Origin of the sequence: Sphingomonas sp. Leaf242 (assembly GCF_001422045.1) — a bacterium.
In the GTDB taxonomy this organism is placed as follows: domain Bacteria; phylum Pseudomonadota; class Alphaproteobacteria; order Sphingomonadales; family Sphingomonadaceae; genus Sphingomonas.
In genome coordinates this window covers 375,078-397,702 of record NZ_LMLW01000001.1, presented here as the reverse complement: position 1 = coordinate 397,702, position 22,625 = coordinate 375,078, and the positions used below count along the sequence as shown (strand labels likewise).

Genomic DNA, 22,625 nt, shown 5'->3' with positions numbered 1-22,625 from the left:
ATATTGGGCCGTCGAAGCGCGGTCAATATGTAAGACTAATTGCGCGACAGGATCTCACGGCAAGACCGCCTTTGCATACAATTAGGGCCGAACAACCCACCCTGCCACTGGCTGATCTTGTCCGAGCAGACCGCCGTGCCGAGGACAGACGACCGATCCAATCGCGATCGAATTCATATTGCTACGGTCCCTATTCCGCGTCAGCTTCCCCCAACAGGGCGAAAGCCCGACCTCGCCATGTTCGCCCATTCGATCCCCGCCCCGATACCTCTGGACTCGGTCGGCAATTTCCACAGGAGCCTCGATGCTGTTCAACCATGTTTCGCGTCTGTCGCTGAGCGTCGCCGTGCTGGCGCTGTCCTCACCCGCGCTCGCGCAGACGGCGCCCGCAACCGCCGCCGCGACCGGCACGCGCTACGGAACCTTCGGAATCGATCTCACCGCCGCCGACAAGTCGGTGAAACCCGGCGACGATTTCTGGACCTACGCGAACGGCAACTGGAACAAGCGTACCGAGATCGCCGCGGACCGGACCTCGGCCGGCGGCAGCGTCGTCCTGGCCGATCAGGCCGAGCAACAGGTTCGCGCAATACTCGACGATGCCGCGCGTGATCCTGCGGCGGTCGGGCCGGGCGCGGAACAGTTCGGCGATCTCTACGCCAGCTTCATGGACGAGGCGGCGATCGAACGCGCCGGCACGACACCCCTGAAACCCTATTTCGCGAAGATCGATGCGGCCGGGGACAAGCAGAAACTGCAGACGCTGTTCTCGACGGTCGGCTATGCCTCGCCGGTCGAGATCGGCCAGTTGCCCAATCCTGCCGATCCGACGCGCTACGCGGTCGCCGCCGGACAGGGTTCGCTCGGGATGGGCGGACGCGATTACTATCTAGAACAGGGTGCCAAGTACGACACCTTCCGCACCGCCTACCGCGCCTATGTCGAGAAGATCCTGACGCTGTCGGGGATTGCCGATGCATCGGCCAAGGCGGACCGGATCGTCGCGCTAGAAACCGCGATGGCGAAGGTGCAATGGTCGCCGGTCCAGTCGCGCGATCTCAAGGCGATGCTGAAGCCGATGGATGCTGCCGGCCGTAAGGCGCTGGCGCCCGGTTTCGATTGGCCGCTGCTGCTGACGACCGCCGGCTATCGCAATTTCCCGATCGTCTACATGACGAACTCGACTGCGCTGACCGAACTGGCCAAGCTGTTCGCCGCAACGCCGGTATCGACGTGGCAGGACTGGATGAAGTTCCGTCTCGCATCGGCCAGCGCGCCGGTCCTGCCCAAGGCATTCGATCAGGCGACGTTCGACTTCTACGGCAAGACGATGGCCGACCAGCCGCAGCAGCGCGCGCGCTGGAAACGCGGCATCGCCGTCGTCAACGGCACGATGGGCGAGGCGGTCGGCGAAGTCTACGTCAAGCGCCACTACCCGCCGCAGAGCGAAGCCAAGATGGGCGAACTGATCGCCAACCTGCGCGCCGCCTACAAGGAGCGGATCGGGGCCAACACCTGGATGGACGCGCCCACCAAGACGCAGGCGCTCGCCAAGCTTGCCGCCTTCGATCCGCGGATCGGTCATCCGACGAAATATATCGATTACAGCGCGCTCACCATCGTGCGCGGCGATCCGCTCGGCAATTCGATGCGATCGGGCGAGTTCGACCACCAGCTCGACCTGTCGCGCCTCGGCAAGCCGGTCGATCGCAGCCTGTGGGGCATGACGCCGCAGACGGTGAACGCCTATTACGATCCGCTCAACAACCAGATCACCTTCCCCGCGGCGATCCTGCAGCCGCCCTATTTCGATCCCAACGCGGATGCCGCGGTCAATTACGGCGCGATCGGCGCGATCATCGGCCACGAGATGGGCCACGGCTTCGACGATCAGGGCAGCCAGTTCAGCGCATCGGGCAAGTTCGAGAATTGGTGGACGCCCGAAGCGCGCGCCGCCTTCACGAAGCATACCGCCGCGCTGTCGAAGCAGTACGACGCGTATGAGCCGATCCCTGGCGTGCACGTGAAGGGCGCGCTGACGCTCGGCGAGAATATCGGCGATCTCGGCGGCGTCGAAACCGCCTATGCCGCGTATCGGAAATACCAGTCGGTGCACGGCAAGGCACCGGTGATCGGCGGTCTCACCGGCGACCAGCGGTTCTTCCTGGCCTATGCGCAGGCGTGGCAGGCGAAGCTCCGCGAGGGCGCGGCGCGCGCGCGCCTGCTGACCGATCCGCACTCACCGCCGTTCTACCGGGTCAACGGCATCGTCCGGAATGTCGACGCCTGGTATACTGCGTTCAACGTCAAGCCCGGCGATGCACTGTACCTGACGCCGGCGCAGCGCGTTCACATCTGGTAATCTGCCGAGGGTGCGCGGCCTGCCCGCGCACCCTCGCTTGTCGATGGGTCAGGCGATCTCGAGGATTGCGGTCTTCACCTGCGCCGAACTCGGTCCGGCCATGATCGTGAACAGGCCGGGTTCGACAACCTCGCGCATATCGACGTCCCATAGCGCGAACGCGTCCGGCCCCAGCGTGAACCGCAGTGTCCGCCGCTCGCCGGGCGCGAGCGTTACGCGTTCGAACCCCTTCAACTCCATCACCGGCCGCGCCACTGACGACACCTGATCGCGGACGTAGATCTGCACGACCTCGTCGCCAGCCCTCTGCCCGATATTGGCTACGTCGACCTCGACCCCGACGCTGCCGGCGATGCCGATCTTCGCCGCCGACAGCCGCGGTGCGCTGACGTCGAAGCGCGTGTAGCTGAGGCCGTGACCGAACGGGAACAGCGGCGCCGTCTCCGCGAACAGATAGCCGCGCTCGGTCGACGGCTTGCGGTTGTAATAAAGCGGCACCTGTCCGACTTCGCGGACGACGGTGACGGGCAGCTTGGCGCCCGGATTGATCCGCCCGAACAGCGCCTCGGCCATCGCCGTGCCGCCCTCCTGCCCCGGATACCAGCATTCGAGCACCGCGTTGGCCTTCGCCATCACATTGGGCCAGCTCGGCGGACGCCCGTTGATCGCGGCGACCACGATCGGCTTGCCCAGTGCGTGCAGCGCATCGAACAGCGCATTCTGCTCGCCGATCAGGTCGAGCGTCGTGCGATCGCCGAGATGGTTCTTCGAGAACCCCTCGCGGCTGGTCTGCTCGGTATCGCCGATCGCGAGAATGATCGTATCGGCTCCGCGCGCGACCGCGACCGCCTCGGCGATCAGCGCGCGGTTCCTGGCCGGATCGCCGAGCAGCACCGCATCCTGCGACCGGTCCTCGCTCTGCGTGATGAACACGCCCTGCGCGTGGACGATCGTCACTGCGTTACCCACGAGCGTCCGAACGCCGTCGAGCAGCGACACCGTCTGGCGCGGCGGCGCGGAATAGCCGCCAAGCCGCACGATCGCCGCATTCGGCCCGATCACCGCGATCTTGCCCTTGGGCGCGAGCGGCAGCGCGCCGTCGTTCGTTAGCAGGCACAGCGATTTGCGCGCCGCGTCCAGGGCGACGCCGCGTGCTTCCGCGTTACCGGTCAGGCGAGCGGCGGCACGGGGATCGACTGCCGACTGCTCGAACAAACCAGCGCGGAACTTCAACGCCAGCATCCGCGCGCAGGCGGCATCGACCGCCGCGATCGGCACCGTCCCCGCCCGCACCTGCGCAGGCAACGTCCGAAACGCGATCCCATCCGGCAACGCGCTGTCCACCCCGGCTGCCAAGGCGAGCTTCGCCGCCCCGTTCAGGTCTCGCGCAACGTGGTGGATCGTATCCAGCTCCTCGATCGCGCCGTAATCGCTGACGATCGCGCCCGAAAACCCCCATTCGCCGCGCAGCACCTCGCCGAGCAGCCAGTGGTTCGCATGGCTCGGCACGCCGTCGATCTCGTTGTACGACGGCATCACCGCGCCGATCCCGGTCCGCGTCACGACCGCGCGAAACGGCGGGAAGAAGCTCTCGCGCAATTCGCGCTCGCCGATCGGTGCGGGGCCGATATTGTTGCCGGCCTGCGGCTGGCCGTGGCCGGTCATGTGCTTCAGCGTCGCGAAGACCTTGCCGGGCGCCAGCGTCGTGCTGTCGCCCTGTAATCCCTCGACCGCGGCCACCCCCATCTCCCCGCACAGATACGGATCCTCGCCGAACGTTTCCTCGATCCGCCCCCAGCGCGGATCGCGGGCGATATCGACGACCGGGGACAGCGAGAGGTGGCTGCCGTGCGCGCGTACTTCCCGGCCGATGATCGCCTGACCACGCCGCATCAGATCACGGTCGAACGTGCCGGCCATGCCGATCGCCTGCGGGAACATCGTCGCGTCGGGCGCCATGTAGCCGTGCAGCGACTCTTCGTGGAAGATCACCGGAATGCCGAGCCGCGTCCCGCGCGCCCAGCGCTGGACCGCGTTGACGAACGCGATCGTCGAGGCCGACCCGCGCCACTGCGCACCTGTACCGCCGGCGACCGCGGCCACCGACGGCCCACCGCGCTTGTCGGACGGCCGCGTGACCTGGCCGAAACCCGCGGGATACGCCGCCGACGCACGCGCCGGATCAAAATCGAGCCCCCCCGGCGTCATCACGTCCGCCTTGGTCGCCCACAGCGAAATGGTCTGGCCAACTTTCTCTTCCAGCGTCATCCGCGCCATCAGGTCGCGGACCCGGAGGTCGACTGGCGCACGGGCGTCGCGATAGATCGGCAACGCGGTCGCAGCCTGCGCGATACCGGGGATCAATCCGCCGACGGAAACCGATCCGAACAACCCAAGAAGGTCGCGCCGCGTCGGTGCGATCGTAACAGTTGGTGTGCCCGGCAATCTTCATCTCCCGATCTGAAACGCGGCATTGCTGTCGAAGCCATCGTCGTGATAGCGATACCATGACTGGTCATCCGCGATCCTGTCAATCGATCGTGGAACCGCGGGAGAGGATTATGACGGCACTCAGCCGATCGATCGTTAGGTTCGCGCTGCTTTTTGCGGCGATAATTGGTATGACCGAAACGGCGTATGCCGAAGACGGTTACGACCTTTGGCTTCGCTATCGCACCCCGACAGCAACAGGTGAGCGTCGCGTTCCGACGATCGAAGCGCGCGGCGATACGCCAACGTTCCGCGCGGCGGCCGAGGAGCTGCGGCGCGGCGCGGGATTGTTTGGCACAAGCACGCCGACCGTCCTGCTAGCCACCGCCAAGGATGACGCCGTCGCCGCGCTGCATCTTCCGCTCGCAGCGCTTGGCGACGAGGGGTACCGCGTCCGCCAGGTTACGCTCGGCAATCGCCGGGTGCTCCTCGTCACCGCCAACACCGATCGCGGCGTGCTCTACGGCAGCTTCGCCTTGCTGCGTCATCTCCAGACCGGCGGCAGCCTCGACCGGATCGACCTGACCTCGACGCCGCGCGTGAAACTGCGCGTGCTCAACCACTGGGACAATCTCGATGGTGTGGTCGAGCGCGGCTATGCCGGCGCATCGCTGTGGGATTGGTGGACGCTCCCCGATTTCCACGACCCGCGCTACACGGACTACGCGCGCGCCAACGCGTCGATCGGGATCAACGGCACCGTCCTGAACAACGTCAACGCGAAGGCCGACAGCCTCACCGCGCCGTATATTGCAAAAGCCGCCGCGCTCGCCGACGTGTTCCGGCCGTACGGGATCAAGGTGTATTTGTCGGCGCGGTTCTCGGCCCCGATCGAACTCGGCGGCCTGAAGACGGCCGATCCGCTCGATCCCCAGGTCGCGGCATGGTGGAAGGCGAAGAGCGACGAGATCTACCGCAGCATCCCCGATTTCGGCGGGTTCCTGGTCAAGGCGAACAGCGAGGGCCAGCCCGGCCCGCGCGACTATCACCGCAGCCACGCCGACGGCGCCAACATGCTCGCTGCCGCGGTGCGCCCGCATGGCGGCATCGTGATGTGGCGCGCGTTCGTCTACGCGGAAACCGACCCCGAGGACCGCGCCAAACAGGCCTATACCGAGTTCAAGCCGCTCGACGGCAAGTTCGCAGCGAATGTCATCGTCCAGGTCAAGAACGGCGCGATCGACTTCCAGCCGCGCGAGCCGGTCCATCCGCTGTTTGGCGCAATGCCCAAGACCCCGCTGATGATCGAATTCCAGATCACCAAGGAATATCTCGGTTTCGCCACGCACCTTGCATATCTCGGCCCGCTGTTCGCCGAGACGCTCGGCAGCGAGACGATGCAGCGGCCGGGCGAGACCGTCGCCGACGTTGTCGATGGCTCGGTCGAGGGTCACACGCTGACCGGGATGGCAGGCGTCGCCAATATTGGCCGCGACCGCGATTGGGCGGGCTCGACGTTCAACCAGGCAAACTGGTACGCGTTCGGCCGGATGGCATGGGATCCGACGCTCGGCGCCGCACCGGTCGCGCGCGAATGGGCGGCGATGACCTTCGCCCCCTCGCCCGGGATCGTCGATCCGGTCGTCGCGATGATGATGGGCTCGCGCGAGGCGGTGGTCGATTACATGACGCCGCTTGGCCTCGCGCACGTCATGGCGACGGGGCATCATTACGGCCCCGGACCGTGGATCGCCGACCTGAAGCGTCCCGAATGGAACCCGGTCTATTACCACCGCGCCGACAAAGCCGGGATCGGCTTCGACCGCACCCGCACCGGCAGCAACGCGGTCGCGCAATACGCCCCCGCCCTCGCACGCAAGCTAGGCGATCCGGCTACGACGCCGGAACGCGAGTTGCTGTGGTTCCACCATGTCCCCTGGGATCGGCGGATGACGTCGGGGCGGAGTTTATGGGCGGAGATGGTCCATGATTACGACACGGGCGTCTCTTACGTCGCGGACATGCGCCGCAAATGGGACGCGCTCAAACCCGATATCGATGCGGAGCGCTGGGCCAAGACCGCCACCTATCTGGCCGTGCAACAGCGCGAAGCTCAGTGGTGGCGCGATGCGAGCCTTGCCTATTGGATGTCGGTCAACGGTCGGGCGCTCCCCGCCGGTACCGCGCGGCCCGCGCATGATCTGGCGTGGTACAAGGCGCAGCGTTTTCCCTATGCTCCGGGCAATCCGCAATGATGTACCTGATATCTCACGGGTCTGGCCCCCAGCCATGCCGCACAGCATGTCGTTCGAAGGAAGGCGCAAACGCATGAGCAATCGGCAGAATTCGGGTGAGATCACGCGACGCCGCGGGCTCGCGATGCTCGGCGGAATAGCGGTTTCGGCGTGCGCCAGTGCCAGGGTTCCGTTCCAAAGTTCAGAAGCACCAGGGACGGGAGGGACCGGGCTTCAGTCGATCGCGGCACCGAAAGGCATGCGACTGGGATCCTGTTTCGGCTGGAGCCCCCCGGGCGCCGATCGAGGCTCGTTCGCGAACCCCGCCTATGCCGCGCTGCTGAAGCGCGACTGTGGACTTCTGGTCCCTGAGAACCAGATGAAATGGCAGGCGATCCGGCCCACCGCGACTAGTTTCGACTTTACCCACATGGACGCGATGATGGCCTGGGCCATGGCGAACGGACTGCCGGTGCGCGGCCACAATCTCCTGTGGCACCAGCCCAAATGGATGCCCCGCTGGGAGGAAGCGTACGACTTCGGTGCAAATCCGCAACGGGCTGCGGAGCAGATGCTCGTCGCGCACATCACCACCGTCTGCCAACGCTACGGATCCCGGATCGGCAGTTACGATGTCGTCAACGAGGCGGTGACACCGGCGGACGGAAGCCTTTACCAGACCGCATTGTCGCGCGCGCTGGGCGGGCCCGAGGCGACGCTGGATCTCGCGTTCCACACCGCGCGCGCGGCGGCGCCGCACGCACAGCTCGTCTACAACGACTATATGAGTTGGGAACCCGGCAACGCGCATCACCGCGCCGGCGTGCTCAAGCTGCTCGAGGGTTTCAGGCGGCGAAAAATCCCCGTCGATGCGCTGGGCGTGCAATCGCATATCGTCACGCGGGGTATCGATACGCGCGCGACCATCGCCGGGCTCGAAGGGGAGTGGCGGCGTTTCCTCGATGCGGTGACGGCGATGGGCTATGATCTGGTCATCACCGAGCTCGACGTCCGCGATAACGCGCTGCCCGCGGATATCGCGGTGCGCGATCGCGCGGTCGCGGACTATACGCGCGGCTATCTCGACCTGATGCTGGCCTACCCCTCGCTGCGAGACATCATGCTGTGGGGGATGACCGATCGCTACAGCTGGATCGAAGGGTTCGAGCCGCGGCCCGACAAGGCGCGTCGCCGCCCCTGCCCGTACGACGCGGCATTCATCGCCAAGCCGATGCGCGCAGCCATTGCGGGCGCGATCGCAGCAGCGCCTGCCCGCACGCCTCGCCACGACGCAAAGACTGCAAGGATCGATCGATGAGCCGTTGGGCAACCGCAATCCTCGCCGGCGTGCTGATGGTCGCAAGCGCCGACGCGCGTGAAACCGCCCGCCACGTCTCTGCTCGGCACATGTCGGCCCCGCACTGGATCGCCAGCTGGGGATCGTCGCAGATGATCGCGGACGGCGACAATGCGCTGCCCGCCGATCGCGCCGCCGCCGTCACGCTTCGCCAGATCATCCGGCTGTCGGCAGGCGGAGACCGGGTTCGCGTGCGCCTGTCCAATGCGTTCGGGACGCAGCCACTCGCGATCGGCTCGGCCCGGATTGCGCGAACGACCGCGCCCGCCACACCCCAGGTCGGCGGCGGCGCGACATTGACGTTCGCCGGGCAGACGGGAGCGGTCATTCCGGCAGGCGCCGAACTCTACTCCGACCCCATTGCATTGCCGGTTGCGCCCGGCGCCGACGTTGCCATCAGCCTGTATCTGCCCGAGGCCGCGACCCCGCAGACCGGCCACCCCGGCGCTCGCGCTTTCAGCTACACGCTGGCCGGCGATCACGTCGCCGATCCGGGGTTCACCGGCGCCACGCAGACGACGCACTGGTACGCGCTCGCCGATCTCGAAGTGTCGGGCGCCACGACAATGGGCGCAAACACCGGCACGATCGTGGCGATCGGCGACTCGATCACTGACGGCTATGGCGTAAAGCCCAACCACAACACGCGGTGGACCGACGTTCTCGCTGAACGGCTGCGCGGTACCGCGGCGACGCGCGGGATCGGCGTCGTCAATGCCGGGATCGGCGGCAATCGCATCCTGCTCGACGGGCTCGGTCCCAATCTGATGGCGCGGTTCGACCGAGACGTCGTCGCGCGCAGCGGGGTGCGCTGGGCGATCCTGCTCGAAGGGGTCAACGACCTCGGCGTGCTGACGCGAGAAGCGCCCGCGACGCCCGCGCAGCACGCGGCGATCGTCGCGCAGGTCACCGGAGCTTACACCCAGCTCGTGGCGCGCGCGCATACCCACGGCATCAAGATGATCGGCAGCACGATCACGCCGTTCGGGGGCAACGACTATTACCACCCCGGCCCCGCCACCGAAGCCGACCGCCAGGCGATCAACACCTTCGTCCGCACGTCCGGCACGTTCGACGCGGTGATCGATTTCGACCGCGTGATGCGCGACCCCGAGCATCCCGACCGGCTCGCCCCGGCGTATGATTCAGGTGATCATCTCCACCCCTCCGAGACGGGATATCGCAAGATGGGCGAAGCGGTTCCGCTGACCCTGTTCGGCAAGACGACGCGCCAGGTGATCGGTGCGGTCGCCCCGGTTCCCGTCGCCCCCGTACCGTTGAAGAGCGGTGCAGATACACGCCCGGCGATCGCGCTCACCTTCGACGATATCCCGGCCCACGGTCCGCTCGCGCCCGGACAGACACGCGCCGACGTGATCCGGGGTATCACCACCGCGCTCGCTACGGCCCGAGTACCCGCCTTCGGGTTCATGAATGCGGGGTTCGGACTGGATCACCCGGCCGATGCCGCAGCCGCGATCGCGGCATGGCGCACCGCGGGACTGCCACTCGGCAATCACACCTATTCGCACGGCGATCTGGCGAAGGTCGGCGCCAGCGCGTTCGTCGCCGATATCGTCCGCAACGAAGCCCCGCTCGCGCGTGTCGCCAAAGGCACCGACTGGCACTGGTTCCGCTACCCGTTCCTGTCCGAAGGCAAGGCACTTGCGGACCGCGACGCTGTCCGCTCCGCGCTGAAGGCGCGCGGCTACCGCGTCGCCGCGGTCACGATGAGCTTCGACGACTATAATTGGAACCCGCCCTACGCCGCTTGCGCCGCCAAGCGCGATCGGGCGGCGATCACGACGCTCGAAACCGGATATCTCGCGGCGGCGCGCACCGCGGCGCTCGCATCACGCGCGCGCGCCAAGGCGCAGCTCGGGCACGACATCCCCTATGTGCTGCTGATGCACGTCGGCGCGTTCGACGCACGCATGCTGCCCAGACTGCTGAGCCTCTACACGTCGATGGGATTCCGCTTCGTCACGCTCGCGGAAGCGGAGGCCGACCCCTATTATGCCGCCGCCACGGACCTCACCCGCCCGACCGCCTCGCCTTCTCTGCAAGGTCCGCCCTCGGTGGCGGCACCCGTTGGTCCGCCGGCAGGGCTGTGCGCGTGAACGAGACGGTTGCGTCGCGGCGGCGGCGGGAGCACGGCGGACGCTACGAAAACAGGAGAGATACATGACCGTGAAAATCGTCGCGCTGGTGTCCGTGCTGCCGGGCAAGGATGACGCCTTCATCGCCGCTGCCAAGACCTGCGTCGCCGCCTCGCGGGCCGAACCCGGCGTTCTACACTACGAGTTGTGGCGCGAAGCCGAGGGAGAGCAGCGCTTCGTGTTCAACGAGTTGTATGTGGACGATGCCGCCGTGCAGCAGCATATGGCCTCCGACCATTTCAAGGCTTTCAGTCTGGCTGCCCGCGATCTCGCCGCGGGACGACCGGCGATCATCGTCACCAACCCCGTCGACATCGACTGACGCGGCCGTCGAGACTGCCCGTCGCGATTGCACCATGGGCAGTCGCGACGGTAAGAGGTCGGCAGGGTCTGGGCGAGTGCCGCAACCTGCCGACTGGAAAGACTGTCGATGACCGTGATGGACGTGATCCCTGCCCGCGCCGCAAGCGACCCCGCCTCCGGCGCCGCCGCCGAACTGGTGAGACGGCTGGGCGATAACGCGCGACACGCGGCGCGCCGACTTGCCGTCAGCGATGGCGCAGCGCGAAACCAGGCTCTGCGCGCCGCCGCCGCTGCGCTGCGTGATGCCGTGCCGACGCTGTTGGAGGCCAATGCCGCGGACGTGGCGAGCGTCGCCGACAGCAAACCCGAATCCTTCCTCGATCGGCTCCGGCTCGACGAACCACGGATCGAGGCGATGGCGCAGGCGCTCGACGATATTGCCGAACTGCCCGACCCGGTCGGTCGCGAGCTGGCGCGGTTCACGCGGCCGAACGGACTGGAGATCACCCGCGTCGCCGTGCCGATCGGCGTGATCGCGATGATCTACGAATCGCGTCCCAATGTCGGGGCCGACGCCAGCGGGCTCTGCATCAAATCGGGTAATGCGATCATCCTGCGCGGCGGATCCGAAAGCCGCCGTTCGACCGCTGCGATCGTCGCGTGCATGCAGACGGGTCTGCGGGCTGCCGGTCTTCCCGAAACCGCAGTCCAGACCGTCGACACGCCCGACCGCCAGGTCGTCGGCGAACTGCTCCGTGCGGTCGACCATGTCGATCTCGCCATCCCGCGCGGCGGTCGTAGTCTGGTCGAACTGGTACAGCGCGAGGCGCGCGTGCCGACACTGCTCCATCTCGACGGCAATTGTCACAGCTATGTCCACGCCGGCGCCGATGTCGCCGAAGCGGTCGCGATCATCCGCAACGCCAAGCTGCGCCGCACCGGCGTGTGTGGCGCGACCGAAAGCATCGTCGTCGATCGTGCGATCGCGCCCGCGCTGCTCCCCGCCTTGGTCGATGCGATGCCCGATTGCGAACTGCGCGGCGACGCCGAAGCGGTCGCGATCGAGCCGCGGCTTGCGACCGCAGGCGCAGACGACTGGGATACCGAATATCTCGACGCGATCGCCTCGATCAAGATCGTCGACGGGCTTGACGCAGGAATCGCCTTCGTCGCCGAACATTCTTCGGGGCATACTGACGCGATCCTCACGCGCGACACCGCCGCCGCGCGCCGGTTCATGCTCGCGATCGATAGCGCGGTGGTGATGCACAATGCCTCGACGCAGTTTTCGGACGGCGGCGAATTCGGCATGGGCGCCGAGATCGGCATCGCCACCGGCAAGATGCACGCCCGCGGACCGGTCGGGGTCGAGCAGCTGACGAGCTACAAATATCTCGTCCAGGGGAGTGGCCAGATCCGCCCTTGATCCGGCCGTTTCGAACGGTGCGGATCGTGACACAGATGTCATCGTATACAGATGCATCCTTGGTATCGATGGTGCGTTGCGACCTCCGAAATGACGCCCCCCTTAGCCGTCATGTTTTACGGAGAACGATACGATGAACCTGTTCGACGATCAGGTGGTCATTGTGACCGGGGGCGAGTCCGGGATCGGCGCCGCCTGCGCCAAGACTCTGGGTGATTCCGGCGCGCGCGTCGTCATCACCTATTTCAAGGATGCCGATGCGGCGCATGCCGTCTGTGCAGCGATCGGCGGCGAGGAGCGCGCGATCGCCGTGCAGACCGATGTCGGCGACGAGGCGGCGATCGAACGACTGTTCTCGCAAGCCGAGTCTGCGTTCGGCACGGTCAGCCTGCTGGTCAATTCGGCCGGGCTCAACATGAGCGGCGTGATGCTCGCCGACATGGAGCTGGCGCAGTTCGACCGCGTCATCCGCTCGGACCTCTACGGGCCGTTCCTGACCTGCCGGCGACTGGTGCGCGGGCTCGAAGCGAAGGGCGCCAAGGGCCGTATCGTCAACATCTCGTCGATCCACGAGCGCGCGCCCCGCCCCGGCGGCGTCGATTACGATTCGGCGAAAGGCGGACTGGCTCAGCTGACCGCGACGCTCGCGCTCGAACTGGCGCCCAAGGGCATCGCGGTGAACGGCGTGGCGCCGGGCATGATCCTGACGCCGATGAACCAGTCCGCGGTCGACAATCCCAAGGAGCTGGCGACCAAGGAAGCGGCGATTCCGTGGAAGCGTGCCGGGCGTCCCGACGAGGTTGCGGCGCTCGTCGCGTTCCTGCTGTCCCCCGCCGCGGACTATATCACCGGCACCACCGTCACGATCGACGGCGCGCTGTCGCTGACCGTTGCACAGGGCGCCTGACCGATGATCACCTACGCGGTCGAACAGCTCGACACGGTCGCCATTTCCACAGGCTCGGTGATCGATGGCATGGACCTGATGAGCCCCTTCGTCTGGAAGGAAGGCAATCTCCACCGGATCATGGTGCGCGGCGTCCCCTACCCGCTCGGGCCGCATGATCCGACCGGTGTCATCGCGCGCGGGGAAAGCCGCGACGGCCTGACCTTCACGATGGATCCGGGGCTTGCGATCGTCCCCGGCCCCGGCGCCGAAGATCTCGGCGGATGCGAAGACCCAACCGTGCTGGTGACCCCGAACAACGAATATCTCGTCTATTACACCGGCGTCGATGCGGCACGGTCGCAGGGCTGCATGATCCTGGCGGCAGGGCTCGACCTCACCGCGCTGACCAAGCAGGATTTGGTCCTGAAAGCCCCGCCTGGCGAAGGCAACATCAAGGAAGCGACGCTCGCGCAGACCGATGCGGGCGACTGGCGGCTGTTCTACGAATATGCCGCGCAGGGCGCGTCGCGGATCGGCATGGCCTCCGGGCCGACCGCCAAAGGACCTTGGACCGTCCAGCCCGACCCGTTCGGCATCCGCGACGACAGCTGGGACAATTGGCACCTCTCGACCGGTCCGATGTGGCAAATGCCGGGCGAAGATCCGGTGATGTTCTACAATGGCGCGACGCACGACGCCCGCTGGCGGATCGGCTGGATCAGCTTCAGCCCGGACTTCGCGCGCGTCACCGGCCGCGGGATCGAGCCATTGCTGCTACCCCCACCCGCCGTCAGCCGCGATGCCACCGATATCGCGTTCGCGGCCTCAACGGTCGCGCATGGCGACCAGATCGCGCTGTATTACTCGCTCGAAGACCGGATGCTGCGCCGGGCGCTGATCGCCAGATACCAGCGCTGAGCCGCGTAGTGACTCAGCGCATCAGCGTCTGAAGCCTCGGGCGGACGCGGAGGAATCCCCGATACGTTCGCTCGAGGATCGCCAGGACTACGGCATTTTTGGCCACGAGCCCGAGCGGCCGTAGCACCGGTATGGCGCGCCACATCGCGGCGAACGCTTCCGCGCCCGACAGCATCCGACCGTCTTCCGAGGCATGGAACCGTGCCAGCAGCGCATCGCGGTCGGTCGGACAGACCGTGCCCGGTTCACTCGCGTCGACGAACTCGATCGCACCGCGACGATCCAGCCGCCGCATCAGCGCGATTTCGCGCCGACACAGCGGGCAGGAACCGTCATGCCAAACCGTCAATTTCGTCATGTGGCCGTCTTGGCTCCATCTTCGTTCCGCGCCGAAATCCGCGCCGCCAAAACTGTCGCGAACCCCAGCCACGCCACGAACGGCGCGCCAAGGATCGCCGCCGGACGATCGACCTTCGCGGCGGTCGCGACATACGCGGCCCCGCTGACGATCATCGCGCCAGACGCGATCGCACTGGCATCGAGATCACGCTTGCGAAAGAAGATCTCGGTCCACGCGCCGATCATGCCGGTGTTGAGCAGCCACAGGCCTACCGCGGCGTTACGCGTGTTGTCGGCGGGTTGACGAAGCAGACGATAACCGCCGACCGCAAGACCGGTTTCGAGCACCGGCCAGACGGCGCCGAAGACCGCGTCGGGTGGCGTAAAGCTCGGTTTGTCGAGGCGTTTGTACCAGCGCCGAATCCGCGGATGCGACGGATCCGGGGCATTGCGTCGACCGAGCACCGCGCTCACGCCCAACACCGCCGCGACGATCGCCACCGATGCGGTGCGCGAAAGACCTGTGACCGATGGGACGGGTTCGCTGGTCGTCATGCTGCGAGATACCGCTCGAGATCGTCGCTGCCGCCGATCCGCTCGCCATCGATGAACACCTGCGGAGTCGTAGCGACGCCGTGCTCTTGCTTAAACGCATCGACTTCGTCCCGTGACCGCAGGATCCGGTCGTCGACCTGGAAGCCGTTCTGCTCCAGCATCGTCTTCGCGCGTACGCCGAACGGGCAGGTGTGATCCGGCAGGATCATTCGGTACAGTATCGCGTTCTTCGTCTCGGCCATGTCCGTCATCCTCTCTACCACTCGATCCCGATCTTGCCGAAATGCTCGCCGCTCTGCTGGAACGCGAACGCCTCGGCGAGATCGTCCAGCGCGAAACGGCGGTCGATCACCGGGCGGATCGCGGTCGTCTCCAGCGCGCGGACGAAATCCTGCTGCTCGCGACGGCCGCCAACGATCAGGCCCTGCAGCCGCGCCTGCTTGCCCATCAGTGCCGCTGTCGGCACCTCGCCACCGATCCCCGTCAGCACGCCGATCAACGAGATGTGCCCGCCGACCCTGACCGCGTCTATGGACTGCGCCAGCGTACCGGGACCGCCAACCTCGACGACATGGTCGACGCCGCGCCCGCCGGTCCAGTCCGCGACTTTTCGCCCCCAGCCCGGTTCGCTCCGATAATTGAGTGTGAAGTCGGCCCCCAGGTCGCGGGCACGGGCAAGCTTTTCGTCGGACGACGATGTGATCGCCACGGTCGCCCCCATCGCCTTGGCTATCTGCAACGCCCAGATCGAGACACCACCCGTGCCGAGCAGGAGCACGGTGTCCCCCGCCTTCAGCTTGCCGTCGACCACCAGCGCGCGCCACGCGGTGAGGCCTGCGGTCGTGATCGAGGCGGCCTCGACGGAATCATAGCCTTTGGGTGCCTTGGTGAACGCGGTGGCTGGCAGCACGACGTGGGTCTGCGCGAACCCGTCGATACCGTCGCCCGGGGTGCGGCTGAAATCGCCGATGGTGGGCGTGCCGTCCTGCCAATCCGGGAAGAAGCACGAGACCACATGATCGCCGACCGCGAACTCGGTCACGCCCTCGCCGACGCTTTCGACGATCCCCGCGCCATCGGACAGCGGCACGCGACCGTTCTCGGTAGGCATCCGGCCAAGCGCGACGCCGAGATCGTGGAAATTGATCGAACTGCCGTGCAGTGCGACCCGGATCGCGCCCGGCGGCGGCGCGCCTGGATCGTCCCGCTCGGCGATCGCGATATTGTCGAGACCCGCGGGGGATCGTAGCGTCATGATCTTCATGTCGGCTCCTTCGATGCTGTAACGCACCGCCCCGCCGAACTGGCCCCGACCCTAAATCCTTCGCCACGTCGTCCGGCACAAAAAAAGGGCCCGCCATCGCTGGCGAGCCCTCAGGTCGGGGAGAGGAAGGATCAGAACTTGATGGTCGTACCGATCGCGATGTTGCGGCCGAGCGAGTCGTAGCGCGACGGGATCGTGTTGGTCCGTGCGAGTGCGACGTTGTACGAGTCCACCACGATCGGCGGGTTCTTGTCGAACAGGTTGTTCGCGATCAGACGTAGCGAGAACTGCTTGGCGATCGCGAAGTTGAGCGCGAGATCGAAATAGCTCTGCGGCGCGACCCGGTAGTAGCTGGTCCGTGCCCGCGCGTCGGTGCCGCCGATCGCCGGATCACCCGAATTGTCCGCATTGGTCAGCGATCCGACATAGCGCCAGTTGAACGACGCGCTGAAACCGCGGCCGACCGTCGTGTAGGTCGCGCGCAGGCCGTGCGACCATTTCGGGATCAGCTGGCCGCAGCCATTGCCGTAATAGCCCGCGCAGTTGCGCTGCGGCTGGACCGGCGAGTCCTGGCCACCCGCAAACGTCGTCAACGACCCATTGAAGTTCCAGTCGATCTTGCCGACCGTCGCGAGGTCCATCGTATACTGCGCCTGGAAATCATAGCCGCGCGCGATCGACGTGTAGTAGTTGGTCGTGCCCTGCCGGATGAAGCCAGTCGTCGGGTTGGTGCTGGCGTTGGAGAACAACGTGCCCGTGCCCGGATTGCGGACGATGCCCTGACAGAAGTACGCGTCGCCGTTCGAACGCTGACACCCGTCGGTGTAGTAGCTGTAGTCGTTGAAGGTCAGCGAATCGTTGATCTTGATCCGGTAGCGATCGACCGAGAAGAACAGCCCACGGACGAACCGCGGTTTGACGATCAAGCCGTAGGTCTGCGTGTACGCGGTCTCCGGCTCGGCGGTGAAGCCACCCGAACGGACGGTGCACGCAGCCGAACCGTTCGGGGCCGTGCCGTTGCTGCAGAGCAAGGACTGACTGCCGTAGAGCGCGTCGGACAGACCGGTTGCCCGGCATACATCACGCGACGCGACCGGCGCGCCGTAGATCACGCCATTCGGCCCAGTGGTGACGGTCGGCGCACAGAAATCGTTGAAGGTGCCCGCACCGCCGGATGCAAAATCGACGTTCGCGGCTTGGCCGATTTCGGTGACCGTCGGCGCGCGCTGCGCCTTGTTGAACGAGGCGCGGAACGTCAGGTCACTGACCGGCGCGTAGATGCCCTCGACTTTCCAGGTGTTGAAGGTGTCCGGATTGCTGCTGTACTTGGACAGGCGATAGCCGCCGTTGACCTGAAGCAAGTCGGCAAATCGCATATGCTCGACCAGCGGAACCTGAAGCTCGGCGTTCGCTTCCCAGACATCCTGCTTCAGATAGCTGTCGGTGCCTTGGCGGGCAGCGCGATACACAGCGTCGGCAGTCGATTTCAGCGTATCCTTGCGATATTCGGTCCCGAGGGCGATCGCGATACCCTGCTCGGCGAACGGCGAGGTCACGCCGTATTTGCCGAGGTCGCCGGTTACGTTGGCCTGCACGTCGTACAGCGTGCCGGTGGTCACCGCCGTACCCTTGTTGAACAGATAGCTGACCAGCGCAGGATTGGTGTTGCCGGCGCTGAACGCGTCGAACGGGACGCAGGCGGCATCGGCGGTCGTGGCGCAGGTCGGCGCCGCCAGCGTGCCACCGACGTTGATCGAATTCTGCAGTCGCGTCGAATTGATCAAGGTTGGCGTGTAGTCCTGATGGTTACGGGCATAGACACCGCCGACATCGTAAGTCCACGCGCTGCCGACCTTACCGCGGATACCGGCCGTAAAGCGGGCGCCGGTATTCAAATAGCTGTCCGGCTGATCGTTGTTGTCACCGAGACGGTAGGCAAGATTGATCGGCACCGTCGTGCCGGTTCCAGCGGCAGCGCCGCAGATTGCGGTGGCCTGCGTCCCGGACAGGAACGGGTTGTTGCAGCTGACCTGAACCTTGCCGCCCGCGATCCCCGGATAGTTGGTGTACGATTTATCGCGGAACCAGATACCCGAGCCGTACAGCTCGACGTTGGGCGAGATGTCGAGGCTGACGAAGCCGCCCGCGTTGATCCGCTCCGACGGACGCTGATAAGAATAATTGTTGAAATAGTTCGAGGCGTTGCCGGGGCCCGCGCCGAACGGGACGAAGGTGCGCGAACCGTTGGGATTGTTGACGAACTGCGCGTCCTTGTTCGCGCCGCTGAGCGGCGTGACGAGACCGCTGGTCGAGCTGCTCGGTGTCAGGCCGCACGAGATCGGCGCGTTCAGACTCGTCTGCGTCAGGTAGCAGCCGGTGTTCGACCGGTCCGACAGCAGCACGGGGTCGGTATGCTTGTAGTTGGCGAACCCGGAAATCCGCAGCTTGCCGTCGAAGAACTTCTTGCCGGCGGTCAGCGTGAGGTCGGCACGGCCGCCGTCGTTGGTCAGGCCACGCACGCTGTTGAAGCCCGCGGCGCGTGCCAGCGGCGACACGACCGTGTCCTTGTTGTTGTGGTTGTAGAAGTTATAATTGCCGTCGAGCTGGATGCCCTCGAAATCCTTCTTGAGGATGAAGTTGACGACACCCGCGACAGCGTCCGAACCGTACACCGACGACGCGCCGCCGGTCAGCACGTCGACGCGCTCCAGCAGGGTCGCGGGAATGATGCCGACGTCCTGGCCGTTCTGCGTGCCGATGCGCTTGCCGTCGATCAGCACGAGCGTGCGCTCGAAGCCGAGGCTGCGCAGCTTGATCCGCTGGCGACCGTCCGAATCGGCATAGGTCTGCTGGCTGTCGGGCGCGACCTGCGGCAGGCGGTTCAGCACGTCCTCGACGTTGACCGCCGCCTGCGCGCGAATGTCCTGCGAGGTCACCGAGGTGATCGGCGCGGCGGAGGTCGTGTTGGGGCGCTGGATTCGCGATCCGGTGACGACGATCGACTGGTTCGCGCCGCTATCGGCGTTGGCGGGAGCGACTGCGGTGGTCGCGTCGGCCTGAACCTTGGCTTGTGCGGGCGTGTTGGCGCTGTCCTGGGCTGGGGCCTGAGCCGGGGCCTGAACCTGAACTGGAGCCTGAGCCGGAGCGACCGGGCTCGCTGTGGCATCCTGCGCCACTCCGGGCGTGGCCCAGATCATGAGCGATCCCACAAGCGCAATGCGCGATACCGAATGACTGAAATTCATATCCTACCCCTATGGCCGACAGCGCCGTACGACCGCGCAGTTCCTCCCAGCACGCTTGATCAGATAATTGGTTCCGTCAATACCTATGCAATACCTTTATGGAACATTTACGATGGATTGTTGCAAATGTGCGTCACCTCTTGGCGCGTCGGCTGCGCCTGCGTAGCATGCTGCACATACACCCGATGGAGGATCGACCGTTGACGACAAGGCGCTCATTGCTCGCGGGTCTGGGAACCTGTGGAACTCTGTCACTGGCTGCATCATACGCGCAGGCGTCCGGCGCTCCCGCCCCCGGGGGCACGTCCGGGGGACAAGGCGCGACGATCGTGTCGACATGGGATTTCGGCGCGGCGGCGAACGCAGCGGCATTTGCCAAGCTCAGAGCAGGTGGCACGTTGATCGATGCGGTCGAGGCCGGCGCGATGGTGCCCGAAGCGGATCCGACCAACCACAGCGTCGGCTATGCCGGCTATCCGGACCGCGACGGGCACGTCACGCTGGACGCGGTCATCATGGACGATGCCGGCGGGGTCGGCGCGGTCGCGGCGCTGGAGAATACGGTCCATGCGATCTCCGTTGCCCGCCGAGTCATGGAACGGACCCCGCACACCTTCCTGGTCGGAGAAGGCGCGACGCGGTTCGCGCGCGATCAGGGGTTTCCCCAGCAATCTCTGCTGACTCCCGAATCCGAGAAGGCGTGGCGGGATTGGCTCAAGACCGCGAAATACCAACCCGAAGCCAATAGCGAGAACCGCACGCGCACTCCCGGCGGTGCGCTCGACCACGATACGATAGGACTGCTCGCCCGCAGCGCGGACGGCCGTCTCGCCGGCGCCTGCACGACCTCGGGGATGGCGTTCAAGATGCGCGGCCGCGTCGGCGATTCGCCGCAGGTCGGTTCTGGTCTCTACGTCGAAGCCGGCATCGGCGGTGCAACCTCGACCGGACTAGGCGAGGAAGTCACCCGGGTCGCGGGGTCGGCGCGCGTCGTCGCATCGATGCGGTCGGGCGCCTCCCCGCAAAAAGCGTGCGAGGAGGTCGTGCGCCATATCGCCCATCTGCGCGGCGACGCCATCCGCGGCGTGCAAGTCGGCTTCCTCGCGCTCGATCCGAAGGGCAATGTCGGCGCGTTCTGCCTGCTTCCGGGATTTACATACGCCGTCACCGACGCGCACGGCGTGACGAAGGTTCTCAAGGCTGCTTCGCTGTTTCAGGCCTGACACGAGATTGAAGCGGAACGCCGACAGACCGCAATACCAATCACGCCCCACGGAAATTCTTGTGGCGGAATATCCGTCGTCCGATCGCGAACCGGGGCTCAGCGGCCCGGTTCACGATCTACTGGACCGAATGACGCCGTTCACTGATAGGCAGGTCGAACAACAGTTCGCGGACGTAGCGGACCGGGGGTGAGCCGTGGTTCAGCAACGCGTCGTTGTAGCGCTTGAGATCGAACGCCGCGCCCTGCCGCTTCTTGGCCTCTTCCCGCAGCGCCATGTGCTCCGAATAGCCAGTGAAATAGCTCAGCAACTGCGTCGAGCCGAGCGACGCGCGGACCCATTTGCCGGCCGCCTCGCGCTCCTGCTGGAACGCGGTGTGCGTCATCAGCTGCATCGCCTGCTCGCGCGTCATGCCCTCGGTATGGATGCCGATGTCGAGCAGCGAGTTCGAAATCGAGCGCAGCCGCATCTTGAGCACGGTCAGCTTGAACAGCGGATCGCCGTTCATGAAGCCCTCGTCCGCCATCATGCCCTCGACATAGACCGCCCAGCCCTCGATGAACGGCCCCGAGCCGAGTACCGCGCGCAGCGTCGACTGCGTTGCATTGGCGTGGGCGAGCTGGAGATAATGCCCCGGCATCGCCTCGTGCACCGCCAGGTCGTGGATCATGTAGTCGTTATATTCGCTCAGAAACGACGTCGCCTGCGCATCTGTCCAGTCGTCGGGGATCGGCGACACGGCGAAGAACGTGCCGAGGTTCTTCTCCAGCGGGCCGGGGGAATCGCAGTAGGCTACTGCCGCGCCCTGCTGGAACTTGGGCATCGTGATGATCTTCACGGGGCTGTCGGGCATCCCGACCAGCCCCTTGTCGCGGACGAACGCGGTCGCCTGCGCCAGCGCCTTGGTCGAGGCGTCGATCATGCCGTCGCGTGGCGGACGCTTGGCGTAGGTGAGTTCGAGCGCGAGCTGGATCGCGGCCTGTTGCTGCGCGTCGGTCGGCTTGTCGGGGAGCAGTAGCGCGCCCGGCTTGGCGTCGAAGATCTGGCGCGCGATCGCGTACATCTGCGCACGCGTGTCGACGATCGCGGCCTGCGCGCGGCGCTTGATCTCGGTCCGGGTGAGGTCGGATTGCAGCGCGAAGCCGAGCTTCTTGTCGTAGAGCGCAGCGCCGAGGCGGAAGTCGCCCTTCGCGCCGGGGACGAGCGTCTTGTCGAGCCAGACCTGATGCTCGGCGACCGCCGCCTTCAGTTTGACGAGCGCCGCGTCGAACCGCTTGGCATCGGCTGCGGACAATTCGCCCTTGTGCGGCGCGAGCATGGTCTCGGCGATGTCGACGATGCCGCTGTTCTGCTTCGCCACCGTCGTCGCGTAGATCGACGGCACGCGCGCAACCACGATGTTCGCGCGTGCCTGCGCCAGCAAGGCGGGGAGCGCCGCCATCCGCGCGGTCGCCGCGTTCAGCCGCTGCGGCCACGGTGCGAAATCGCGTGCGGCGAGCGAGTAGAGCGAGCTGCCGGCGATGTCGTTATAGACCTGCGGGTCCCACGCCCACCCGCCGAGCGTCTCGGTATCCCAAATGTCGTAGCGCAGCGCATTGTCGAGCAGCGCCGCATCAACCTGCTCCTCGCGCGACAGGGCTTTGCGGTCGATCCGCTGGAGATCAGCGAGCATCGCCTTCGAGAACGCCTCTCGCCTAGCGCGCCCTGCGGCGGACATGTCGGTGATCTGCGTGTCGAACCGGTGATCGCCGAGCGCGGTCGCCGACGATGGATTTAGCCGGGCGAGGCCATCGACATAGCGCTTCGACAGAGACGCGAACGCGCTCGTCTCGGCTTGCGCAGCCAGCACGGGCGCGGGGATCGACGAGACGGGCAGCGCCAACATCGCGATGCCGAGCAACAAACGGACATTACGCATCAT

16 protein-coding genes are annotated in these 22,625 nt (G+C 66.1%); 9 read left to right on the top strand and 7 right to left on the bottom strand.

All coding sequences use genetic code 11. From position 1 onward, the window contains the following. Nucleotides 1-304 precede the first annotated feature (304 nt). Complete coding sequence (locus tag ASF09_RS01925; RefSeq protein WP_060524156.1) at nt 305-2,362, top strand: M13 family metallopeptidase; 2,058 nt, start codon at nt 305-307, stop codon at nt 2,360-2,362. A 48-nt stretch (nt 2,363-2,410) separates the two neighbouring features. On the opposite strand, the gene ASF09_RS01920 is transcribed toward ASF09_RS01925, so the two are convergent. After that, complete coding sequence (locus tag ASF09_RS01920) at nt 2,411-4,807, bottom strand: glycoside hydrolase family 3 N-terminal domain-containing protein (protein ID WP_443024937.1); 2,397 nt, start codon at nt 4,805-4,807, stop codon at nt 2,411-2,413. A gap of 176 nt (nt 4,808-4,983) precedes the next feature. Here ASF09_RS01920 and ASF09_RS01915 point away from each other — a divergent pair, with 176 nt between their 5' ends. The 7 genes from ASF09_RS01915 (at nt 4,984) to ASF09_RS01885 (ending at nt 14,078) form a co-directional block, all read left to right on the top strand. Continuing rightward, nucleotides 4,984-7,047, top strand: coding sequence for an alpha-glucuronidase family glycosyl hydrolase (locus tag ASF09_RS01915; protein WP_235529505.1), 2,064 nt, complete (start codon nt 4,984-4,986; stop codon nt 7,045-7,047). 238 nt (nt 7,048-7,285) lie between these two features. Further along, a complete protein-coding gene (locus ASF09_RS01910) occupies nt 7,286-8,344 on the top strand; it encodes an endo-1,4-beta-xylanase (protein ID WP_235529503.1) in 1,059 nt (352 codons plus the stop codon). After that, entirely contained in the window at nt 8,341-10,503 is a 2,163-nt protein-coding gene (locus ASF09_RS19530; protein ID WP_082443988.1) for a GDSL-type esterase/lipase family protein, read from the top strand. The genes ASF09_RS01910 and ASF09_RS19530 overlap by 4 nt, the downstream gene beginning before the upstream one ends. 64 nt (nt 10,504-10,567) lie before the next feature. Further along, a complete protein-coding gene (locus tag ASF09_RS01900) occupies nt 10,568-10,864 on the top strand; it encodes a putative quinol monooxygenase (RefSeq protein WP_082443987.1) in 297 nt (98 codons plus the stop codon). A 117-nt stretch (nt 10,865-10,981) separates the two neighbouring features. After that, the gene (locus ASF09_RS01895) at nt 10,982-12,271 is read left to right on the top strand and encodes a glutamate-5-semialdehyde dehydrogenase (RefSeq protein WP_200912507.1); all 1,290 of its coding nucleotides are present in this window, start codon (nt 10,982-10,984) and stop codon (nt 12,269-12,271) included. A 133-nt stretch (nt 12,272-12,404) separates the two neighbouring features. Further along, nucleotides 12,405-13,178: an SDR family NAD(P)-dependent oxidoreductase gene (locus tag ASF09_RS01890; RefSeq protein ID WP_060524152.1), complete on the top strand. Its 774-nt coding sequence runs from the start codon at nt 12,405-12,407 to the stop codon at nt 13,176-13,178. A 3-nt stretch (nt 13,179-13,181) separates the two neighbouring features. Further along, nucleotides 13,182-14,078, top strand: coding sequence for a glycosidase (locus tag ASF09_RS01885; protein ID WP_060524150.1), 897 nt, complete (start codon nt 13,182-13,184; stop codon nt 14,076-14,078). A 13-nt stretch (nt 14,079-14,091) separates the two neighbouring features. Here the strand turns inward: ASF09_RS01885 and ASF09_RS01880 are convergent, their stop codons facing one another. From ASF09_RS01880 to ASF09_RS01860, 5 genes are all read right to left on the bottom strand, one after another. Beyond that, entirely contained in the window at nt 14,092-14,436 is a 345-nt protein-coding gene (locus ASF09_RS01880) for a thiol-disulfide oxidoreductase DCC family protein (protein WP_060524149.1), read from the bottom strand. After that, the gene (locus tag ASF09_RS01875; protein WP_060524147.1) at nt 14,433-14,972 is read right to left on the bottom strand and encodes a TspO/MBR family protein; all 540 of its coding nucleotides are present in this window, start codon (nt 14,970-14,972) and stop codon (nt 14,433-14,435) included. Before ASF09_RS01875 ends, ASF09_RS01880 begins: the two co-directional genes overlap by 4 nt. After that, the gene (locus ASF09_RS01870) at nt 14,969-15,214 is read right to left on the bottom strand and encodes a glutaredoxin domain-containing protein (protein ID WP_060524892.1); all 246 of its coding nucleotides are present in this window, start codon (nt 15,212-15,214) and stop codon (nt 14,969-14,971) included. Before ASF09_RS01870 ends, ASF09_RS01875 begins: the two co-directional genes overlap by 4 nt. Nucleotides 15,215-15,228: 14 nt before the next feature. Next, nucleotides 15,229-16,236 carry a zinc-dependent alcohol dehydrogenase family protein gene (locus tag ASF09_RS01865; RefSeq protein ID WP_060524890.1) on the bottom strand — a complete coding sequence of 336 codons (1,008 nt, stop codon included), beginning with the start codon at nt 16,234-16,236 and terminating at the stop codon, nt 15,229-15,231. 131 nt (nt 16,237-16,367) lie between these two features. Further along, on the bottom strand, nt 16,368-19,433 hold the full coding sequence (locus tag ASF09_RS01860) for a TonB-dependent receptor domain-containing protein (protein ID WP_235529501.1): 3,066 nt from the start codon (nt 19,431-19,433) through the stop codon (nt 16,368-16,370). Nucleotides 19,434-19,810: 377 nt separating this feature from the next. Between ASF09_RS01860 and ASF09_RS01855 the strand changes: the two genes are divergently transcribed. Then, nucleotides 19,811-20,704, top strand: a complete 894-nt coding sequence (locus ASF09_RS01855) for a N(4)-(beta-N-acetylglucosaminyl)-L-asparaginase (RefSeq protein ID WP_235529497.1) — start codon at nt 19,811-19,813, stop codon at nt 20,702-20,704. A 118-nt stretch (nt 20,705-20,822) separates the two neighbouring features. On the opposite strand, the gene ASF09_RS01850 is transcribed toward ASF09_RS01855, so the two are convergent. Then, nucleotides 20,823-22,625: a DUF885 domain-containing protein gene (locus ASF09_RS01850; protein WP_200912496.1), complete on the bottom strand. Its 1,803-nt coding sequence runs from the start codon at nt 22,623-22,625 to the stop codon at nt 20,823-20,825.